The 17499-nt window shown below is 62.0% G+C and carries 13 protein-coding genes; 3 read left to right on the forward strand and 10 right to left on the reverse strand.

Features of this window, described 5'->3' with window-relative positions:
• Positions 1–118: 118 nt before the first annotated feature.
• Positions 119–481, reverse strand: a complete 363-nt coding sequence (locus tag M1D68_RS16320) for an SPOR domain-containing protein (protein ID WP_420765822.1) — start codon at positions 479–481, stop codon at positions 119–121.
• Between the two features lie 247 nt (positions 482–728).
• Between M1D68_RS16320 and csrA the strand changes: the two genes are divergently transcribed.
• Positions 729–923, forward strand: a complete 195-nt coding sequence (csrA, locus tag M1D68_RS16325) for a carbon storage regulator CsrA (protein WP_003179932.1) — start codon at positions 729–731, stop codon at positions 921–923.
• Between the two features lie 413 nt (positions 924–1336).
• On the opposite strand, the gene cysS is transcribed toward csrA, so the two are convergent.
• Positions 1337–2719 carry a cysteine--tRNA ligase gene (cysS, locus tag M1D68_RS16330; protein ID WP_434701773.1) on the reverse strand — a complete coding sequence of 461 codons (1383 nt, stop codon included), beginning with the start codon at positions 2717–2719 and terminating at the stop codon, positions 1337–1339.
• Between the two features lie 21 nt (positions 2720–2740).
• A complete protein-coding gene (locus tag M1D68_RS16335; RefSeq protein ID WP_420765820.1) occupies positions 2741–4438 on the reverse strand; it encodes a glutamine--tRNA ligase/YqeY domain fusion protein in 1698 nt (565 codons plus the stop codon).
• A gap of 248 nt (positions 4439–4686) precedes the next feature.
• On the opposite strand from M1D68_RS16335, the gene M1D68_RS16340 reads away from it, so the two are divergent.
• Positions 4687–5190, forward strand: coding sequence for a peptidylprolyl isomerase (locus M1D68_RS16340; RefSeq protein WP_420765819.1), 504 nt, complete (start codon positions 4687–4689; stop codon positions 5188–5190).
• A complete protein-coding gene (locus tag M1D68_RS16345; protein WP_457967759.1) occupies positions 5187–5954 on the forward strand; it encodes a UDP-2,3-diacylglucosamine diphosphatase in 768 nt (255 codons plus the stop codon). The genes M1D68_RS16340 and M1D68_RS16345 overlap by 4 nt, the downstream gene beginning before the upstream one ends.
• A gap of 115 nt (positions 5955–6069) precedes the next feature.
• Here the strand turns inward: M1D68_RS16345 and M1D68_RS16350 are convergent, their stop codons facing one another.
• The 7 genes from M1D68_RS16350 to M1D68_RS16380 form a co-directional block, all read right to left on the reverse strand.
• On the reverse strand, positions 6070–7599 hold the full coding sequence (locus M1D68_RS16350; protein ID WP_420765817.1) for a DHA2 family efflux MFS transporter permease subunit: 1530 nt from the start codon (positions 7597–7599) through the stop codon (positions 6070–6072).
• A 244-nt stretch (positions 7600–7843) separates the two neighbouring features.
• Positions 7844–9040, reverse strand: a complete 1197-nt coding sequence (locus M1D68_RS16355; RefSeq protein ID WP_457967761.1) for an efflux RND transporter periplasmic adaptor subunit — start codon at positions 9038–9040, stop codon at positions 7844–7846.
• Positions 9041–9055: 15 nt separating this feature from the next.
• Positions 9056–10525: an efflux transporter outer membrane subunit gene (locus tag M1D68_RS16360; RefSeq protein ID WP_434559685.1), complete on the reverse strand. Its 1470-nt coding sequence runs from the start codon at positions 10523–10525 to the stop codon at positions 9056–9058.
• A complete protein-coding gene (locus M1D68_RS16365; RefSeq protein WP_420765814.1) occupies positions 10522–10995 on the reverse strand; it encodes a MarR family winged helix-turn-helix transcriptional regulator in 474 nt (157 codons plus the stop codon). The genes M1D68_RS16360 and M1D68_RS16365 overlap by 4 nt, the downstream gene beginning before the upstream one ends.
• A 239-nt stretch (positions 10996–11234) precedes the next feature.
• The gene (locus tag M1D68_RS16370) at positions 11235–14921 is read right to left on the reverse strand and encodes a translocation/assembly module TamB domain-containing protein (RefSeq protein ID WP_457967763.1); all 3687 of its coding nucleotides are present in this window, start codon (positions 14919–14921) and stop codon (positions 11235–11237) included.
• Positions 14918–16645 carry an autotransporter assembly complex protein TamA gene (locus M1D68_RS16375; protein WP_420765812.1) on the reverse strand — a complete coding sequence of 576 codons (1728 nt, stop codon included), beginning with the start codon at positions 16643–16645 and terminating at the stop codon, positions 14918–14920. The genes M1D68_RS16370 and M1D68_RS16375 overlap by 4 nt, the downstream gene beginning before the upstream one ends.
• A gap of 65 nt (positions 16646–16710) precedes the next feature.
• On the reverse strand, positions 16711–17355 hold the full coding sequence (locus M1D68_RS16380) for a GNAT family N-acetyltransferase (RefSeq protein WP_420765811.1): 645 nt from the start codon (positions 17353–17355) through the stop codon (positions 16711–16713).
• Positions 17356–17499 lie beyond the last annotated feature (144 nt).

Consider the following 17499-nt stretch of genomic DNA (forward strand, 5'->3'; position numbering starts at 1 on the left):
CGGCACAGCTCAACTGTGGGAGCGAGCTCGCGACGGCGGTGGACCCGCAACTTTGGCGCTGACTGGCAATGGGCTCTATCGCGAGCAAGCTCGCTCCCACAGGTTTGGTTTTGTCTGATTATCGTGCTGGCGGAAAGTCCACGACCAAGGTCTCGATGTTGCGCTTCTTGGCTCGTACCAGCGCAGCATTGATCTGCTCCTGTTTCGCCTGAGCTTCAGCCTCGGAACCCAACGGCCCGACCAGGACCCGATCCTTGCCATTTTCCCTGACGACACTGGACATGAAGCTGTGCTCGATCAGCCAGCCCGTCAGGTCGCTGACGGCCTGGGGCGTCTGGCCTCGCACCTCGACAGCCCACTGCGGCGCCGCGACTGCCGGCGTGGAGGTCGCCGCCGGCTTCGGCTTGGGTGCTTCGACGTCGCGCCCTTCCCCACATCCCGCCAGCGCCAGTACCGCAATTACCCAAGCCAATTTACGCACAACGATTCCCCCGCAAGACATGAAGCGAGGATTTTAGCATCCAGTTTCGCCGGAAACGCCCTAAACAGTGCGCAAAACACGAGAATCCTCTCCAACGTCTCTGTATAGTCGCACCCTGGGAATTAATGCAGCATCTGCACGTCAGAAAGAGGCACCCACATTGTGACACTTAGCACTAATCTATAAGCAGTACCGACATCTGCACTGTCTGAATCAGGTGCCCTATAAAGCAATCAAGGAGAACACCATGCTGATACTCACCCGCAAAGTCGGTGAAAGCATAAACATTGGTGACGACATCACGATCACCATTCTGGGCGTTAGCGGCCAACAGGTCCGGATCGGCATCAACGCCCCGAAAAACGTTGCGGTGCATCGCGAAGAAATTTATCAGCGCATCCAGGCCGGCCTCACTGCCCCTGACAAACCGCAAACGCCCTGAGCCCTGCCGCAGTCCGCAGCCAGCCCGTTTGCATCGCCGCAATGGCTGGCTAAAGATGCATGCCGACCGAGCCGCACCCTGTCCAATCCCGCCTTGTAAATCCAATCAACCCGGAACCGATACTACTGGCATGCCCCACACCATGGCTGTCAGACGTTTCGTTTTAAGGGCGATGAAGCAGGCGCTAGCGCCGGTCAGCCCAAGCGCACGCCACGGGTCATGCCGAAGGTCAGCACCGCCCAGAACTCGAAGGCAAACGCCAGCAGATGGGTGGCCGCGAGAGATCAGCGGAAAAGCATGGGAAGGCTCCCGTCAGGGATGTCGAGCGATCGGTCAGAATCAATTGAAATGCAAAAAACTGTGGGAGCGAGCTTGCTCGCTCCCACAGTGGGTATTGCGCGTTCTAAGAGATGTTAGTCCGCCAAACGCCAGGTCGTCCCGCCCTTCCCGTCTTCCAGCACCACGCCCATGGCAGTGAGCTGGTCGCGGATGCGGTCGGATTCGGCCCAGTCCTTGTTGGCCCGCGCCGCGAGCCGTGCTTGAATCAGCGCGTCGACCTCGGCAGCGTCGACGCGGCCTTCGGCTCCGGCCTGCAGGAAGTCATCGGCTTCGAGCTGCAACACACCCAGAACGCTGGCCAGTTCCTTCAAGCGCGCCGCCAAGCCGGCCGCCGCATCGAGATCGCTCTCGCGCAGGCGGTTGATCTCACGCACCATCTCGAACAGCACCGCGCACGCTTCCGGCGTGCCGAAGTCATCGTTCATCACTTCGGTAAACCGTGCCACGAACGCTTCACCACCGGCGGGTGGCACGCTCGGCAGGCCTTTCAACGCATGGTAGAAACGCTCCAGGGCGCCCTTGGCATCCTTGAGGTTATCTTCCGAATAGTTGATGGCGCTGCGGTAGTGGCTCGACACCAGCAGGTAACGCACGACTTCCGGATGGTACTTATCGAGCACGTCGCGGATGGTGAAGAAGTTGTTCAAGGATTTGGACATCTTCTCGCCATTGATGCGAATCATGCCGCAATGCATCCAGGCATTGGCGTAGGTCTTGCCGGTGGCCGCTTCACTCTGGGCGATTTCGTTTTCGTGGTGCGGAAATTCCAGGTCGCTGCCGCCGCCATGAATGTCGAAAGTCTCGCCCAGGCAGCAGGTGGACATCACCGAGCATTCGATGTGCCAGCCCGGACGCCCGGCGCCCCATGGCGACTCCCAGCTCGGCTCGCCCGGCTTGGCGCCTTTCCACAGCACGAAGTCCAGCGGGTCTTCCTTCGACTCGTCGACTTCGATGCGTGCGCCGATGCGCAAATCTTCGATCTTCTTGCGCGAAAGCTTCCCGTAGCCCATGAACTTGGCGACGCGGTAGTACACGTCGCCATTGCCCGGTGCGTAGGCATAGCCCTTGTCGATCAAGGTCTGGATCATCGCCAGCATGCCCGGGATGTGATCGGTGGCACGGGGCTCCAGGTCCGGCTTCTGGATATTGAGGCGTGCCTCGTCCTCGTGCATGGCCTTGATCATGCGCTCGGTCAGCGCATCGAACGCTTCACCATTCTCGTTGGCGCGATTGATGATCTTGTCGTCGATGTCGGTGATGTTGCGCACGTAGGTCAGGTCGTAGCCGCTGAAACGCAACCAGCGGGTCACCAGGTCAAAGGCGACCATGCTGCGGCCGTGACCCAGGTGGCAATAGTCGTACACGGTCATGCCGCAGACGTACATGCGCACCTTGTTGCCATCCAGCGGCTTGAAGACTTCTTTGCTCTTGGTGAGCGTGTTGTAGATCGTAAGCACAGGGTTTCCCTTAAGACTTGATCACTGACCCCAGGAGTCGCGCAAGGTCACGGTACGGTTGAACACCGGAGCACCGGGTTTCGAGTCCTTGATATCCGCGCAGAAGTAACCTTCGCGCTCGAACTGGAAACGGTCTTCCGGCTGTGCGTTGCCCAGCGAAGGCTCGGCACGACAACCAGTGAGTACTTGCAAGGAGTCAGGGTTGATGTTGTCCAGGAAGCTGGCGCTGTCTTCGGCCTTCTCCGGGTTCGGCGAACGGAACAGGCGATCGTACAGGCGCACTTCGCACTCGACGCTCGCGGCGGCCGGCACCCAGTGGATCACGCCCTTGACCTTGCGACCTTCCGGGTTCTTGCCCAGGGTGTCGGGATCATAGGAGCAACGCAGCTCGACGATATTGCCGTCGGCGTCCTTGATGGCCTCATCGGCGCGGATCACGTAGCTGCCACGCAGGCGCACTTCGCCGGCAGGTTCCAGGCGCTTGTAGCCTTTGGGCGGCTCTTCCATGAAGTCTTCACGGTCGATGTAGATTTCCCGGGCGAACGGCAGGACGCGTACGCCCATGTCTTCCTTCGGGTGGCACGGCAGTTCGAGGTTCTCGACCTGGCCTTCCGGGTAATTGGTGATGACGACTTTCAGCGGACGCAACACGCACATGGCGCGCGGCGCGCTGTGGTCGAGGTCGTCACGGATGCTGAATTCCAGCATGCCGAAGTCCACCACGCCGTCGGAACGGTTGGTGCCGATCATCTCGCAGAAATTGCGGATCGACTTCGGCGTGTAGCCACGACGGCGGAAGCCCGACAACGTCGACATGCGTGGGTCATCCCAACCGTTGACGTGCTTTTCGTCCACCAGTTGCTTGAGCTTGCGCTTGCTGGTGATGGTGTAGTTCAGGTTCAGGCGGCTGAATTCGTACTGGCGCGGGTTGGCCGGCACCGGCAGGTGCTCCAGGAACCATTCGTACAGCGGACGGTGGCTTTCGAATTCCAGCGTGCAGATCGAGTGCGTGATGCCTTCGATGGCGTCCGACTGGCCGTGGGTGAAGTCATAGTTCGGATAGATGCACCATTTGTCGCCCGTCTGGTGGTGATGGGCATGACGGATGCGGTACATGATCGGGTCGCGCAGGTTCATGTTCGGCGAGGCCATGTCGATCTTGGCGCGCAGCACGCGGGCGCCGTCCGGGAACTCACCGGCGCGCATGCGGGCGAACAGGTCCAGGTTCTCTTCCACGCTGCGGTCGCGGAACGGGCTGTTCTTACCCGGTTCGGTCAGGCTGCCACGGTATTCCTTGGCCTGCTCCGGGGTCAGGTCGCACACGTAGGCGTTGCCGGACTTGATCAGCTCGACCGCCCAGTCATGCAACTGGTCGAAATACTGCGAGGCATAGCGCACTTCGCCCGCCCATTCGAAACCCAGCCACTTGACGTCGCTCTTGATCGCGTCGATGTATTCCTGGTCTTCCTTGGCCGGGTTGGTGTCATCGAAACGCAAGTGCGTGACGCCACCGAACTCCTCGGCGAGGCCGAAGTTCACGCAGATGGATTTGGCGTGACCGATGTGCAGGTAGCCGTTGGGCTCCGGCGGGAAGCGGGTGACGATCTGCGTATGCTTACCCGAATCCAGGTCCGCCTGGATGATCGGGCGCAGGAAATTGACCGGCACGGCCGGGCCGGTCTTGGAATTCGAGGTAGGGTCGACAGTGGGCTTGCTCATAGGATCCTTGAACATACAAGTGCGCGGCCAGGTGCGGCCTGATAAATCAAAGCCCGTATCATAGCCGATGCTGTCAAGCACCTGACAGGCCGAGCCGGCAAACGATTGAATTTAATCGATGACCCGATGAAAAACAGCCTCGAAATTCGTGCATGGCACGCTAAACTGCCCAACCTGGCGATTGCGGCCAGACCGGTTGCGGGCGCCCGCGCCCCCCAAACCCACGAATTCCTTGAAGAGTAGTAATCATGACCCAAGTCAAACTGACCACCAACCATGGCGACATCGTCCTGGAACTGAACGCCGAGAAGGCACCGATCACCGTTGCCAACTTCGTCGAATACGTCAAGGCCGGCCACTACGAAAACACCGTTTTCCACCGTGTCATCGGCAACTTCATGATCCAGGGCGGTGGTTTCGAACCGGGCATGAAGGAAAAGAAAGACAAGCGCCCAAGCATCCAGAACGAAGCCGACAACGGTCTTTCCAACGACAAATACACCGTCGCCATGGCCCGCACCATGGAGCCGCATTCGGCCTCCGCGCAGTTCTTCATCAACGTGGCCGACAACAGCTTCCTGAACCACAGCGGCAAGAACGTCCAGGGCTGGGGCTATGCGGTATTCGGTAAAGTCACCGCTGGCACCGATGTGGTCGACAAGATCAAAGGCGTGTCCACCACCTCCAAGGCCGGTCATCAGGACGTCCCGGCAGAAGACGTGATCATCGAGAAAGCCGAGATCATTGAGTGATATTGCTGATTTCAGACTTGCATCTGGAAGAGGAGCGCCCGGACATCACCCGGGCGTTTCTGGATCTGCTCGCCACACGCGCCCGTGCGGCGCAAGCGTTGTACATCCTGGGCGACTTTTTCGAAGCCTGGATCGGCGACGATGCCATGACGCCGTTCCAGCGTTCCATCTGCCAGGCCCTGCGCAAATTGAGCGACAGCGGCACGGCCATTTTCCTCATGCACGGCAATCGCGACTTCATGCTCGGGCAGGCGTTCTGCAAAGCGGCTGGCTGCACCTTGCTCAAGGATCCGAGCGTCGTGCAGTTCAACGGTGAACCTGTATTGCTGATGCACGGCGACAGCCTCTGCACGCGGGATATCGGCTATATGAAGCTGCGCCGCTGGCTGCGCAACCCGGTCACGCTGTTCATCCTGCGCCACCTGCCACTGGGCAGCCGCCAGAAACTGGCGCGCAAACTACGCAGCGAAAGCCGCACGCAGACGCGGATGAAAGCCAACGACATCGTCGACGTCACGCCCGAAGAGATTCCGCTGATCATGCAGCAGTACGGCGTGAAGACCCTGGTCCACGGCCACACCCACCGCCCCGCCATACATAAGCTGCAACTGGGCGAACACGCAGCGAGACGCATCGTGCTGGGGGATTGGGACAAGCAAGGGTGGGCGTTGCAGGTAGATGAACAAGGGTTTGCGTTGGCGCCGTTCGGGTTTGCCCCGCCGCCACAACTGCCGGCACCCGACGCAATCCCCGATCCAATATAAATCCCCTGTGGGAGCGAGCTTGCTCGCGATAGCGGTGTATCAGCCAACGAAAATGTTGGATATGAGTCCGCAATCGCGAGCAAGCTCGCTCCCACATTGAAACTGCATTACCCAGTCAATGCCCTGCCGAAGCAGGCCCCGCCTTCGCCGTGAACGGCGGTTTCGCCAGCCACACCAGCAGGATCAACCCCATGAATGCCCAGCCCAGCAACGTGAAGTAATCCACGGTGGAGAGCATGTACGCCTGGCTGGTGAGGATCTGGTCGAGCTGGGCATAGACCGGCGTGCTCGCCCCGCCGAGCTGGTTGATTGTCTCGCGCGTGGCCGGCTCGAAGGTGCTGATGCTTTCGCTCAGGTACGCGTGGTGCTGGTCGGCCCGACGGATCCAGATCCATGTGGTCAAGGATGCGGCGAAGCTGCCGCCCAGGGTCCGCAGGAACGTCGCCAGCCCCGCGCCATCGGCGATCTGGTGAGGCGGCAGGTCGGACATGAGGATGCTCAAGGTCGGCATGAAAAACAGCGCCACTCCGATGCCCATGAACAACTGCACCAGGGCGATGTGCTGGAAATCCACTTCGTTGGTGAACCCGGCGCGCATGAAGCAACTCAGGCCAATCGCCAGGAAGGCCAGCCCGGCCAACAGGCGCAGGTCGAACTTGTGGGCGTATTTGCCGACGAAGGGCGACATCAACACCGGCAGGATACCGATCGGCGCTACCGCCAGGCCGGCCCATGTGGCCGTATAGCCCATCTGGGTCTGCAGCCATTGCGGCAGGATCAGGTTGATGCCGAAGAAACCGGCGTAACCGCCCACCAGCACAATGGTGCCGATGCGAAAGTTGCGATAGGCGAACAGCCGCAGGTTGACCACCGGGTGGCCGTCAGTCATTTCCCAGATCACGAACACCGCGAGGGCGATCACCGAAATCAGTGCGCCAATGATGATGAAGTTCGACTCGAACCAATCCAGGTCATTGCCCTTGTCGAGAATCACCTGCAACGCGCCGACACCAATGATCAGCGTGATCAAGCCGACATAGTCCATCGGCTGGCGGCTGGTGACCACCGGCCGCGCCTTGAGCTGCTGGCGCACGACCATCACCGCGAAGATGCCGATGGGCACGTTGATGAAGAAAATCCAAGGCCAGCTATAGCTGTCGGTGATCCAGCCGCCGAGGATCGGCCCGGCGATCGGCGCCACCACCGTGACCATCGCCAGCAACGCCAGGGCCATGCCACGCCTGGCCGGTGGGTACACGGCGATCAGCAAGGTCTGGGTCATCGGATACAACGGCCCGGCCACCAGCCCTTGAAGCACACGAAAGCCGATCAGCTCAGGCATCGATGTCGAGATTCCGCACAGGAACGAGGCCAGGACGAACAACATCGTTGCCCACAGAAACAGCTTCACCTCGCCAAACCGCCGGCTCAACCAGCCAGTCAATGGCAGCGCGATGGCGTTGCTCACCGCGAACGAAGTGATCACCCAAGTGCCCTGTTCCGAGCTCACGCCCAGGTTGCCGGAAATGGTCGGCAAGGCGACGTTGGCGATGGTGGTGTCGAGCACCTGCATGAACGTCGCCAGCGACAACCCGATGGTGCTGAGCAACAGGCTGGGCGGCGTGAAGGACGCGTTATTGCTCATTGCGAGAATCCTATGAAGCGGTGGTGGTGAAATCGAAGCAAAAACCCGCCAGGACCGTGATGCTGTCACTGTCACTTAAGGCCTTTGACAGACACGTGGCGAGGGAGCTTGCTCCCGCTGGGCCGCGAAGCGGCCCCAAAACCTGTCGAGCACGCAACATCAGACACACCGCTTCCACCGGTTTACGACTGCTTCGCAGCCGAGCGGGAGCAAGCTCCCTCGCCACAGGGTTGGCGGCGCTGCTTCAGCGCTGCGCGGTCTTGCCCGCCGCCGCGCTGTTTTCATGAATCAGGCGCGTGATCATCGCGTCGGCGTCGGCCAGCTGGCGGTCGTAGACCTGGGTGCTGAACGTGGCTTTTTGCGGTGGCTGCTGGGCCAGAACCGGCCCGCTCTGGTCATGCAGGTTGACGTCGACCTGGGTCGACAGCCCCACCCGCAGCGGATGCTTGGCCAACTCTTGGGCATTGATATGAATGCGCACCGGCACCCGCTGGACGATCTTGATCCAGTTGCCGGTGGCGTTCTGTGCCGGCAGCAAGGCGAATGCGCTGCCGGTCCCGGCGCCCAGGCTGTCGACCGTGCCGCTGTACTTCACATCGCTGCCATACAGATCGGTCTCGATGTCCACCGGTTGGCCGATGCGCATGTCGCGCAGTTGGGTTTCCTTGAAGTTGGCGTCGATCCACAATTGGTCCAGCGGGATCACGGCCATCAACGCGGTGCCCGGTTGCACCCGTTGGCCGAGCTGAACGGTGCGTTTGGCGACGTAACCGGTCACTGGCGCGATCAAGGTGCTGCGAGCATTGGTCAAGAACGCCTGGCGCAGTTGCGCGGCGGCCGCTTGCACGTCGGGATGGGACGACACCACGGTGTCATCCACCAAGGCGCTGGTGGTCTTGAGCTGCTGCCGGGCATTGGCCAGGGCGTTCTGCGCCGAGGTCAGGTCATCCCGGGCATGGGACAGTTCTTCCTGGGAAATCGCCCCGCCCGCCGCCAGGTTCTTGCGTCGGTTGTAGTTCTCCTGGGCCTTCTGCACTTCGGCTTCTTGCGCATGGACTTGCGCCTTCATGCCATCGACATTGCTGTACAAGCCGCGCACCTGGCGCACGGTACGGGCCAGGTTGGCCTGGGCACTTTGCAGCGCAACTTCGGCATCGTTCGGGTCGAACTGCACCAGCACCTGGCCTTCGCGCACCAGGTCGCCGTCATCGGCGCCGATGCTTATCACGGTCCCGGTGACCTGCGGGGTGATTTCCACGACGTTGCCGTTGACGTAGGCATCGTCGGTGCTTTCGCTCCAGCGCCCATACAGTTCGTGCCAGGCCCAGACGCCCAGGCCACCGAGAATGACGATCACGGCCAGGGCGAGCAGCATGACCTTGCGTTTGCGTGGGTTGCCGGTGTCCTGTGGCGTTTGTTGCGTTGTTTCGGCAGTTGCCATGACAAATACCTCGAATCAGTGAGCCGGCGCGGTGGCGGCCGGTGCGGCCGAAGCCACGGTTTGGGTGTCGAAGCCGCCGCCCAGGGCCTGCATCAGTTGGATCGACAAATCAATCTGCTCGGCATTGAGCGTTGCCAGTTGGCGCTGGGCCTGGAGCAACTGCTGCTCGATGCTCAACACGTCCAGGTAATTGCCGATGCCGGAGCCGTAGCGCTGGACCACGGTGTCATAGGAGTTCTGTGCGATATCCACGGCGTGCTGCTGGGCGCCGATCTGCCGGCCGATGTCACGCAACTGATTGATGGTGTCGCTGACATCGCCAAGTGCCGCGACCAGGCTCTTGTTGTATTGCGCCACCGCCAGGTCGTAGTCGGCGTCCCGGGCGTCCAGGTCCGCCCGCAAACGTCCACCGTCGAAAATCGGCAGCGACACCGTCGGCGCCACGTTGAAGAAGCGACTCGCTGAACCAAACATCGCGTCACCCAGCAGCGATTGCACCCCGGCCGCCGCGCTCAGGTTGAGGTTGGGGTAGAAGTTCGTCTTGCCGGCCTCAATGTTCTTGCTAGCCGCCTCCACCCGCCACCGCGCGGCGACCAGGTCCGGACGACGGCCCAGCAACTCGGCAGGCAGGTTCGACGGCAAGGCGACCGCGCTGGCCTGCAACACGTGGGGCCGGGCGATTTCGTTGCCACGATCCGGCCCTTTGCCCAGCAGCACCGCCAAGGCGATCTTGGCGCTTTGCAAACGTTTCTCCGCGTCGATCAATGTGGCATCGGCGCTGGCCTCCAGGCTTTCGGTCTGCTGGAACTGATATTCGCTGTCGATCCCGGCGCTGAGTCGGCGCTTGCCCAGGTCGAGCATTTGCCGCGTGCGCTTGAGGTCTTCGTTGGCCAGGTCATAAATGATATGGGCCTGGCCCAAGTCGCTGTAGGCCCGGGCCACGTCAGCGGCCAGGGTCAGCTGTGCGGCCTGGCGGTCAATCTCGGCGGCGCGGGCCTGGCCGAGGGCAGCTTCCCAGGCAGCGCGCTGGCCACCCCACAAATCGAAGTCGTAGTTGAAATCCACGCTCAGCGAACGCAAGGTGCTGTAGGCGCCGCCCTGCCCTTGCGGGTCCTGGTCGCGAGCCAGGCGCGAACGGCTCACGCTGCCGCTGGCGTCCAGGGATGGCAGACGCGCGGCATTGGCGGCGTAGGCAGCGGCGCTGGCCTGGTGAACACGGGCGCTGGCGATCTGCATGTCAGGGCTGTCACGCAGCGCTTCGCGGATCAGGCTATCGAGTTGCGGATCGCCGAGGCTCTTCCACCAATCGCTTTTGGGCCACGAGGCCGGCGACAACGTGACGCCAGTCAGCGATTGTCCCGCCTGGAGGCTTTTGGCCTCGAGGCTGACACCTTCGGTATTCAGGCCACTGTAGCTGGCACAACCGGCCAGGCTCATGGCCAACAGCACCAGGCTCAGGCCGGTACGCAAGGTTTGACGCTTCATTTTTCCCCCAATCGCAGGACGGTGAAGGGATCACCGGCGGCGAGCAGTATTTTCTTGAGGATGTTCTCGAGGGTTTGCAGCTCCTCGCGGCTGATGGCACCGGCCAGTTGATTCATGGCGTCGGCCCCGATGAATGGCAGGCGGTCAGCCAGCGCTTGGCCGGCCTCGGTCAACACCAGGCGGACCTGACGTCGGTCCTGGGCCGAGCGTTGGCGAACCAGGAAGCTCTTCTGCTCCAGGCGGTCGAGCATTCGTGTCATCGAGCCGCTGTCCAGCGACAGGTAACGACACAGCTCCACCGGCGTGTCGATGCCGTGCTGGGCCATGATGATCAGCACCTTGAACTGCGCGGCAGTGATGCCGACGGGCTCCATGTGCGTGTCGATGATCCGATCCTTGAGCATCGCGGCACGGCCGAGCAGCATGCCGAGATGGCAATTGTGGAATTCGTCTGGGGTGAAATGCTTCATCTGACCACCTTTTGCTGCCTAGGCAGTGAATGTATGACGAGATGTTACTGCCTAGGCAGCAAATGTCAAACAAATAGTTAGTTAGCTACGCATGAACACGCAAGGTGTAGGAAGGTGACCCTATGTGGGAGCGAGCTTGCTCGCGATAGCGGTGTATCAGTCAACGAACATGCTGAATCTGATGGCGCTATCGCGAGCAAGCTCGCTCCCACAAGGGGATTCTGTTTTTTGGGAAGGAATCAGAAATCGCGCTTGTAGAAGATATCCAGCGAACTGGCGACGCCGCTCGCGGCTTCGAGGTAGACCTTTTTGCTCAGCTTGTAGCGCAACGCGATGGTATTGGCCGGTTCGAACACACCCACGCCGTAGCGCAGGCTGAGTTTTTCCGACAGGTTGCCGCTGGCGACCACGCTGGTGTCGTTGCCACTGCCTTGGGTGTCGAGCTGGAAATCTTCGATCCCCAGATTGTTGGCCAGGCTGGTGGTCACTCCGGAGCTGCCCATCAAGCCCAGGCCCAGCGCTGCCTGGGCGAGCATGTTGTTGTCCTCCCCCGTGGTGCTCAACGGCCGGCCCAGCACCAGGTAGGACAACGCCTGCTCCTGGCTCATGGCCGGCTCCGAGAAAATCTGCGTGGCTGGCTGTTCGGCGCTGCCGCTCAGGCGGATGCCGGCGATCACATCGTCGGTCTGGCGGATCGCCTCGATGTCCAGGTAGGGCTGGTCAATCGGCCCGGCGAACAACAATCGCGCCCGACGCACCGTCAGCCGTTGCCCATAGGCTCGGTATTTGCCGTCGTTGAGCCACAGCTCGCCGCGTGTGTCCATGTTGTCGCCGATGTGGACCTGCCCTTGCACATTGGCCGTCAGGCCGAAACCTGAGAAGGCGAGTTTTTCCTGGCCGACGATCACGTCGATGTCCATCGCCATGGCCATCGGCACCTCGCCCTGTTCGGTCTGGTGGCCGACGATCACCGTGTCATCCGAGACCTTGACCGTAGACGGCGGCAGCTCGCGTATGGTGATCTCGCCCTTGGGCACCAGGACCTTGCCCGCAATCGAAAGCCGTTCCCCTTGCATCGTGATGTTCAGGTCTGGCGCGACATCCAGCACCGCGTAAGGCTCGACGGTGACCGGCAGCTGCGAGCCCTTGAGCGCCAGGTCCAGGGTCAGGGCCTCGCCCCAGCCGATGTTCCCCGTCAGTCGGCCTTGCCCGCTCTTGCCACTTTTCCAATCACCATCGAGCCGTACGGTTTCGCCAGCGATCATCGCTCGCATTTGCAGGGCTTCGAGGCTGACCGGCAGCTCCGGGCCGGACACTTCGCCGTCACTGAGCACGAGGTTGCCGTTGACCTGGGGCGCGAGCAAGCCACCGGACAGCGTGCCGCTGCCGTTCAAACGACCGGTCAGGGTTTCCACCATCGGCACGAACGGCCGGGCTACCGACAGGTCCAGACCGCTCAGCCGGAAGGTGCCGCTCAACGGTTTGCTGGCTGGCAACGGATTGATTCGCGCCTGAAGCGTCAGTTCACCCAGCCTCTCGCCGACGAAATTGACGTCCGTATCGATGCGCGTGGGCGTCAGGCGGCTGTTGAGCGTCAGGGTCTGATAGGGGAAATCCAACCATTGCCCCTTGCCCTGCTCTTTGTCTCGAATCCGTAACGTACCGCCGCTGGCATCCACTAACACTCGACCGCTTGGGCCGCTGGCCGGCAAGTCCAATTGCAGGTCGGCATTGAGCCGGCCCTGCCAGCCGAAGTCCTTGGGCATCCACTGGGCCAGGCTTTCGATGGGGAATTGCTTGAGGTGATAGCGCAGCTTCGGCTCCGGCATCAGGCGCTGATCCTCGCCGCAGAGGCTGGCCGGGCCGGATCGCCAACAGTGAGCACCGAAGTTCAGCGTGCCGTTGGCCAGGCGCTCCAATTTGGCCGACGCCTGCAAGCGCCAGGTTTGCCCGCCGACTTGTACATCGCCCTTGGCAAGGCGTCCGCGCCAGTTGCCTTGGTCGAGCGAACCATCAAGAGCCAAGTTGGTTTCCAACTGGGGCCCTTGCAGGTCGAGATTGAGCCTCTGTTGCTTGATGTCGCCCTGTCCGCTGACCGTCAACACGCCCAGCGATGTTTCGCCGGCCCGGATGCCGCTTGCCTTCAGGTCGACCTTGCCCCGCTGCGCACTGTCGAGCGTCGCGTCCAGGTTCAGGCTTTGCAGGCGGTTGTCCTGAAAAGCCAACTGCGTGCCTTGCACACCGAGCTTGCCTTGGGGCGCCTTGAGCGTTCCGGCCAGGTCGACGCGTCCGGAGACTTGGCCACGCAATTGCGGCCAGAGTTGGGCCAGCCGTGACAGTTTGATGTCGATCTGACCGCTGAGCTTCTGTTGCAGGCTTGCGGTGCCGTTGATGCGATTGTCGCCCAGACGAATGTCCAGGGCGCCGAGGTTCCATTGCTCGCCTGCACCGTTGGCCTTGGCCTGGAACAGCGCCGGTTGGCCGCGCAGCTTGCCCTTGAGGTCCAGGTCCGCGTCGAGTTCGAGGCGGTCGTTTTTCATCGCGCCTTTACTGCGCAACGGCCCGGCCAGCGTGCCGGGAAGCTCGCCAAGCCAATACGCCGGGTTGATGGCCGACAATTGCAGCGCCGTATCCCAAGCGATGCCGTCGGCAAATTGCAGGCTCAAGTGCCCCTCGGCCTTGCCCTCCCCGGCGGCGACCTTGAGCTGCGGCAGGTGGATTTGCGTCAGGTCGCCACTGAACGGGCTGTCGAGGCTGAACGCCCCGGCCGGACCGTCCAACGCTGCCTGGAAGTTGCCGAGGTATTGGCCATCGGTGTACGAGACCTCGCCATTGAAACTGCGCAGCGTGACTTGCGGTTCTTCGATCAGCGGATAGAGGCGATGCCAGGGGAAATCCAGCCAAGCCACTTCCGCTTCGGCGCTCAGGCCCTCGCGCCAATCCAAGCGTCCGGTGAGCTTGAGGCTTTGCTGGTCGCCGGCCTCAAGATCAAGGCCGGCGATCTGCGCACCGTTGGCGTCCACCTTGCCCTGCAACAGCAACGCCACCGGTTTTTTTTCGGCGCGAAGGCTCGCCTTGCCATGCAACTGGTAACCCTTTTTCAGGTCGCCTTCGCCGGTCAATTCCACCTGGTCGAGCAGCAGCGTGTCCGGTAAATCGGCGCTGGCCTTGAAGCCATCGGCAGTGATGCGCACCTTGGCCGGCAGGTTATCCGCCAGGGGTTGCAGCTCCCCGGTCAGGCGGCCTTGCAGATAGCCGCTGCTGTCGGCGGCCAGATTGAGGGTCTTGAGCAACTCGCCATCGACTTTCAGATCCAGCGCCCAAGGCGTCGCACCCGGTGCCGGCAACGTCAGCTGGCCCGCGGCACTCAGCGGCCAATCACCATGCGGCTGCAACAGGCCGGAGAGTTTCAGGCTCAGTTCGTCGCGTTGCAGTTGCACCGAGTCGATCTGCAAACCCTCGGCGGTCCAGTGCGCCGCCAGTTGCAGGCCTTTGAGTTGCTCGCTGCCGTTGAACGACAGGCTGCCCACCTGGACGTCGCCCAGCTCGATCGCCAGGGGCAAGTCCAGGTCCGGCAGGCTGATCGGACCGCTGCTCGGCTCGTCGGAAGAGGCCGGCAGTTGCACCGCAACGTTGTTGGCCTTGAGCTGATCGATGCACAGGGTCATGCGCAGCAGGCACGACGGCGACCAGGCGAAGATCGGCTGATGAAGCTCCACCCGGCTGGCGTCCTGCTGCCACAGCACCCGGTCGGCACTCCACTGCCCGCCCAACCGTCCCTGGAAATTCTCCACGGTCAGGCCCGGCACCAGGCCGAGTGCCCAGCGGCTTCCGAACGCTGTGCCCAACACGATGCTCGACACGAGCACGAGCGTCGCCAGCAACCCGCCGAGGGCCAGCAACGTTATCTTCAAACCGCGATTCACAACTCTGGCCCCATGGAAAAGTGCAATCGAATGCCGCCGTCGTCGTCCAGCGCGTGGGCCAGGTCGAGGCGGATCGGGCCGACCGGCGACACCCAGCGCACGCCGACGCCGACGCCGGTCTTCAGGCTCGGCAGCTCGAGACTGTTGAAAGAGTTGCCCTGATCAACAAAGGTTGCGACCCGCCATTTTTCCGCGACTGAATACTGATACTCGAGGCTGCCGGCCACCATGTAGCGGCCGCCGATACGGTCGCCCTCGGAGTTCTCCGGCGACAGGCTCTGGTAGTCGTAGCCGCGCACGCTCTGGTCGCCGCCGGCAAAGAACCGTAGGGACGGCGGAATCGATTTGTAGCCATTGGTGGCGCTGCCGCCAATCTGGGCGCGCGCCAGCAGGCGATGCTTGTCGAACACGGTGGTCAGGCCCTTGACCATGGCGGTGCCGTACAAAAGGTTATTGTCCGACCCCAACCCCTCCTTGGCGACCTTGGTGTCAAATTGCAGCCGATAGCCATTGTGCGGGTCGATACGGTTATCGCTGCGCAGGTACGAATAGCTCACACCCGGCATCAGCAACGTGCTCAGGCCCGAATCGTCACCGAGACGGTACTCCTCGCGCTGCCATTTGAGCGACACCACCCGCTGCCAGCCGCTGGGCAACTTGCTGTGCCATTCCGGCCCGACGGTCAGCAGTTTGCTGAGGGTGTCGGTGCCGGCCAGTTCTTCATATTGATAGCCGCCGGCGTAGCGCAGCTTGTCGGTCAGCGGCGGGTCCAGCGGCACGTCATACCAGAGGCCGACGTTCTGCCGGGGCGCCGAGACTTCCGCTTCCCAGCCGTAGCTGTGCCCCTGCGGGTTGACCCAGTGACGCGTCCAGTTGGCCTTGGCCCGTGGCCCGACGTCAGTGGAGAAACCCAGGCCCAGGCCCATGGTGCGCGGCTTGCGAGTATCGAGTTTGACCGCCACCGGGATCACGTTGTCAGTGGCCGCGGTGGGTGCTGCATCGACGCGAACACCTTCGAAATAGCCGCTCGATTGCAAAGCCTGGTTGAGTTCGGCAATGAGCTCGGAGTCGTAGGGCGCGCCCGCCTTGAACGGCACCATGCGTTGCAGCAGGTCTTCGTCGAAGGGCGTGTCGCCTTCGAAACTGACCGGCCCCAGGGCGTAGCGCTGGCCGCTGTCGTAGATCAACTCGATGTCGGCAATACCGGCCTGCGGATCCACGCGCAACGTCTGGCTGACGAAGCGTCCGCTGAAAAAACCATAGCGCGAGGCCTGGTTCTGGATCGTCCGCTTGGCGTCTTCATATCGACCGTGATTGAGCACAGCGCCTGGCTTGAGGCCCGCGCCGCCGGGCACGCGAAACCCCTCGAGCGATGACGCTGGGCCGTCGATGCGGATCGTGACATGACGCAAGTGCACCGGCTCGCCGGGGTCGATGGTCAGGATCAGGCGCGGCGCCTTGCCCGCCTTGACCTCGCTGTCGATCTGCGGCTGGTAGTAGCCCAGCGCCTGGGCCGCTTTGCGCGCCTGCTCTTCGGCGCCGCGACTGAAGCGCAGCAACGCTTCCTCATCACGGTCGCCCACACCACCGATGTAGCCTTCTATGTTGGCCTTGAGTTCATCATTGGACGGTTTGACCCGCACATCCAATTCACTTTGTGCCAGCGCCACGCAGCTGAGAGACAGCAAGAGCGCGCCACCGGTCATTCGTCCTGGGAAGTTCATGGCGCGGATGCTATCACGAGGTTGGGAGCCTGATAGAGCCAGACGACTCCCAAAAGTTCGTCTGATTAAGCCGTCGCGCTCCGCAGAACCTGCGGGTTCGCATGAAAGAACACATGCTCGCGGATCGGTCCTACGGCGACTTCGCCAATTTCCTCGTAACCCTGGCGTTTATAAAATTCGAGGTAACGGGAATTACCCGTGTCCAGCACCACGCCTTGGGAATGCTCGTCCACGGCGCACCAGTTATGCACTGCTTCGAGTAACTGCTCACCGTAGTGTTTGCCCTGGAATTGCGGATGAACCCCCAACAACGGCAATACGTGCACCGCCTCCGACGGCAGGCAGGCCAGCACCGCGGCGTGGTACTCCAAGTACCGCCGGGTACAGCGAAATCCGGTGCTCAAGACCATGCGCAGGCGCCAGGCCCAGCTTTCGGTAATGCCCAGGCGGCGCTGCGGTGGGGCAATCAGCGCGATGCCGATCAAGCGATCGTCCACCAACAGACCGATCGCCGGCAGATCCTGGAAGAAATGCTGTTTGACCAGCTCTCGCACGGTCGCCCGCACCCGCTGCTCGTAACCGGGACGCTCGGACTCGAACAGGTAGCTGAAGGTCGGCTCGTGGCGATAAGCCTGATACAGCAATGAACGCGCTTCGCGGGAATAACCGCTGTCGAGCATGTGGATATCAGCAGTGGCGGTTTCGGGCATGGCGTTGCGTCTCCTGGGCGGGCTCGGTGAGGCCCTGCTCTTATTGACTACGAACCCGGCAGGGTTGCGATCGTTCCTACATGCCAAGGACATTAGCAGTGCATTTGTCCTACTGCCACGCTGGCTCCGCTCCCACATGTCAGC

The sequence above is a fragment of the Pseudomonas sp. R4-84 genome, from assembly GCF_054130985.1.

What these genes read in the sequence shown, in the direction of transcription:
- M1D68_RS16380 (WP_420765811.1), bottom strand. Translation starts at nt 17,355, where the DNA reads ATGCCCGAAACCGCCACTGCTGATATCCACATGCTCGACAGCGGTTAT.
- M1D68_RS16375 (WP_420765812.1), bottom strand. Translation starts at nt 16,645, where the DNA reads ATGAACTTCCCAGGACGAATGACCGGTGGCGCGCTCTTGCTGTCTCTC.
- M1D68_RS16365 (WP_420765814.1), bottom strand. Translation starts at nt 10,995, where the DNA reads ATGAAGCATTTCACCCCAGACGAATTCCACAATTGCCATCTCGGCATG.
- M1D68_RS16350 (WP_420765817.1), bottom strand. Translation starts at nt 7,599, where the DNA reads ATGAGCAATAACGCGTCCTTCACGCCGCCCAGCCTGTTGCTCAGCACC.
- M1D68_RS16355 (WP_457967761.1), bottom strand. Translation starts at nt 9,040, where the DNA reads ATGGCAACTGCCGAAACAACGCAACAAACGCCACAGGACACCGGCAAC.
- M1D68_RS16340 (WP_420765819.1), top strand. Translation starts at nt 4,687, where the DNA reads ATGACCCAAGTCAAACTGACCACCAACCATGGCGACATCGTCCTGGAA.
- csrA (WP_003179932.1), top strand. Translation starts at nt 729, where the DNA reads ATGCTGATACTCACCCGCAAAGTCGGTGAAAGCATAAACATTGGTGAC.
- M1D68_RS16360 (WP_434559685.1), bottom strand. Translation starts at nt 10,525, where the DNA reads ATGAAGCGTCAAACCTTGCGTACCGGCCTGAGCCTGGTGCTGTTGGCC.
- M1D68_RS16335 (WP_420765820.1), bottom strand. Translation starts at nt 4,438, where the DNA reads ATGAGCAAGCCCACTGTCGACCCTACCTCGAATTCCAAGACCGGCCCG.